Annotated in this window: 3 protein-coding genes; all 3 read left to right on the top strand. The window is 57.1% G+C overall.

Translation table 11 applies throughout. The features are described 5' to 3' along the window. On the top strand, positions 1-2,718 hold a 2,718-nt coding region (locus C0V97_RS01590; RefSeq protein ID WP_127100086.1), incomplete at its 5' end, for a hemagglutinin repeat-containing protein. 11 nt (positions 2,719-2,729) lie between these two features. Beyond that, positions 2,730-3,068, top strand: coding sequence for a hypothetical protein (locus C0V97_RS01595; protein WP_199751572.1), 339 nt, complete (start codon positions 2,730-2,732; stop codon positions 3,066-3,068). 99 nt (positions 3,069-3,167) lie between these two features. Beyond that, the coding region (locus C0V97_RS01600; protein ID WP_148114911.1) for a hypothetical protein at positions 3,168-3,553 on the top strand (386 nt) is incomplete at its 3' end.

Raw genomic sequence — 3,553 nt, forward strand, 5'->3', positions numbered from 1 at the left:
AGCGAAGCGAGTGCGTCGCATCACGTGGCGGGGATCTCGCTGAGCAGCCAGGGCGCGCAGGGGACGCTGGGCTATGGCATGCGCGACGACAGATCATCGTCATCGAGCACGGTCTGGACCCCATCGGTTCTGGCCTCGCTGGGCGGCAGTGTGGCGCTCAATGCGGGCAAGGCACTTACGATGGATGGTTCAGCCCTGTCGGCTGCGAACGATCTCACGCTCTCGGGGTCGTCCGTCTCGTTGCTGGCCAAGGAGAACAGCCAGACACAGAGCACGGCGCATAAGGAGAAATCCATCGGCGCCAGAATCGGATTGTCTCCAACATCCATTGTCGGGCAGGTGGTCAATACGGGGCTTGCTGCAAGCCAGACGTCAGGTAGCGGCAGCGGGACGCTTGCTGCGCTGAATGCGATGCAGGGCGCAGCCATTATTGCCACCTCGATCATAAAAGGGGGCGATGCAGTTGCGGGCAATATTGTGGGCGTACGCCAATCCATTGGCTCGTCGTCGCTGCATCAGTCGAGCACCCAGACGCAGACCCAGGCTGTGGGCACGACGCTCAACGCCGGCAATACGCTTTCTGTCGTGGCGCGTGGCGATAACGCAGCGGATGCGCAGAACGGCTCTTTGAGTGCGACGGCGTCGAGCCTGTCTGGCAAGGATGTGGTTCTTGCTGCCAGCAAGGACATCACGCTGCAGGCGGGCTGGGATACGACCCATAGCGAAAGCAACATGAAGTCGAAATCGACTTCAGTCGGTCTCGATATTGGTGTGGGTGTTGGTGGGTATAGCGCCAGCCTGAGTGCGTCGTTTGGCAAGCAGACGCAGCATGTCGTTTCCGACAGTGCGACGGCTGTGAACACGACGGTCAATGGCGCGCAGAGTGTGACGATTGCAAGCCCGGGCAGTGTGACGCTGAACGGGGCGACGGTCACGGCCCCGCGCCTGGATCTGGCTGCGGGCAGCCTGAACATCACGAGCCCGCAGAATACGTCCGATTATCGCAGCACAGCGAGCCAGAGCGGTGGCCAACTGAGCCTTGGCTACAAGACCGGTATTGGTGGCAGTGGACTTAACCAGACAGTCACCGATCATTTTGCCACGACGGGCTCGACCCTCTCAGGACTCTATGCGGGTGAGAACGGCATCGGCGTGGATGTGGCGGGTCAGACCAGCCTGACGGCGGGTGTGATCGACAGCCAGGCGGAAGCGGCGAAGAACCACCTCAACACGGGCAGCCTTGTTGCGAACAGCGTGACGAATGTATCGCAGTGGAAGGCGACGCAGACGGGCATGTCGATGAGCCTTGGCACGGACATGCTGGGCAGCACGATGGGTATCCTTGGCGCGGTCGGCACCAACCTTGCCTCGGGTGCGTCGGGCATGATGGGCGGGGGCCGCACGCATGACGAGACGAGCGAAAGCCAGTCTGCCATCAGTGGCAATATCACGGTTAATGCCGGGAGTATCACGGGCCATTACATCACGGATGTCTCGAAGGCCAATGCAGCACTGGAAAACGCCTTCGATGCGAAAAAGCTAAGTAATCAGCTACAGGCCCAGAGGCTGGGTAGCCAACTGGCCGGAGAGATCGGCGGGCTCGTCGCTGATGAGCTCGATAACGCGGGCGTCGGCGGATTTGGAGGTAAAGATCTCTCGAATGCATGGGCGCGTATCGCATTGGAGACGGCAGGCAGTGCAGCCGTAGCGGGCATTTCAGGAGGGAACATAGCCGCGTCAGCAGCGAGCACTGCGCTGAGCGACGCGGCCACGATTGCCAGCCGTAGCTGGGTTCTGGAGATATCGAAGGGGCTGTCTAACTATCCGAGGGTGCAGCGCGCCTACGCCAATGCCATCAGCAACGCCATAGCATCGGGGACAGGGGCGGCTACGGGTGCCCTAGTGGGCGGGTATGGCGATAGCAGCGTTAACGCGCTCAGCGGTGCCGCCCTCGGTTCTGCCATGCAGCAGTTCAATCAGGCGGAAGAGGAGGATATCGAAGCAGAGCGCGCGCTTGGCAGAGTAAAGCCCCCGAGCTCACCGAGGGAAGCTGTGCGTCGCATGTTCGATTTTTTTCTTGGTCCGAGTGAGGAAGAGCAGCGCGAAGAGTGGGAAGCTGAGGTGAACCCCGGAAGATATCGGAGCGCCTACAGGAAGCTGGCGGAGGTCGACCCACATAATCTTGCTCTGCAAACGCTTACACCTGCTGACGCCACCTGGGTACCAACGGACGCCGAGATTGCGAATCTCGAGGCGGCTCTCGCACGGGCGCAGGAGGTCAACCGGCTGCTTACTACGCCAGAAGGCATGCAGGAGCTTATCGACCAGGCCCCCATCGGCACGAGTAGCGTCGAAGACCTAAGAGACGTCGCACACGAGGTGGCAAAGAAAAAATCAGGGGTGCCTATAGGAGATTTTGATCCACTTCCAAGTATCATATCTGCTTATAAGAGGCCGCTTCAGGCGACTCCGCGGAGAATCCAACATGAAAGCGTGCAGGGTAAGCCTTGTGTTGATTGTGGCGTTGTTACGCCCAAACAGATCCCAGACCATATTGATCCTCTCGTCGTAGAGTATTACCGAGACGGAAAGAATGATATTGAAAAGCAGACTCAGATTGATGCGGTTCAACCTCACTGTCCTACCTGCTCGAGAATCCAGGGTGGACAATTGAGCGCCTTTTCACGCCAGATGAAAGCAAAATTGGGATTAAAATGATATTAGATATAATGCAGAAAAGTATATGCCAGAAATATAACTCAGATTTTTTTCCGCCAATGGAAAACGATAAGGTGGGAATAAGTAAAAATGTCAGAGAGGGGGCTCGTCCATTAAATGGACTTCGAATTAAACCTGAAGGAGATACTTCAGGATGGTATATTTGGGGTGGAATGGAAATGTTAAATGATGACGATTTTTTTCTTCCCCTGCATTATTCCCATATTCCGTCATGGGAAAAGCTAATCATTCCGTACCTCGCCTTGGCTCCAGGATGGAGATTCTTAATAACTGAAAATTACGAAGATGTATGGTTCGATTTCGATACATTTCAAAGTATCTTACGTTAAACGCGATAGTTTTCACGGAGTGAAGTAGATAGTTTATCTGCATGCACTGCACTCGAGCAAAAGGCGTCTCTGACGCAGAACATCGTCTGGTATGTGCCGGTGCAGGTGAATGGTGCGACGGTGCTGGCGCCGAAGCTCTATCTGGCCCCGGGCAATGTGGCACTGAGCGGCGGCACGATTGCGGCGAAAGACGTGTCGCTTGCGGGATCGAGCGTCACGAATAGCGGGACGATTTCGGGCAGCAACAGCCTGAGCATTCTGGCGCGCAATGGCGACATCACCAATACGGGCACGCTGGCAGGTGGCTCGGTCAGCCTGGTGGCGCAGAACGGGTCGATCATCAACAGCGCGACGCTGAATGATTATCTGGTCAATGGCGGCAATCAGGGCCAGCTTGGCTCGGTCGGCACGATCACGGCGAGCGGTGCGGCGTCCCTCTCGGCCAGTAATGACATTACCTTCAATGGCGGTCTCCTGAGTTCGGG

The sequence above is a fragment of the Asaia sp. W19 genome (genome assembly GCF_003994335.1).
In the GTDB taxonomy this organism is placed as follows: Bacteria; Pseudomonadota; Alphaproteobacteria; order Acetobacterales; family Acetobacteraceae; genus Asaia.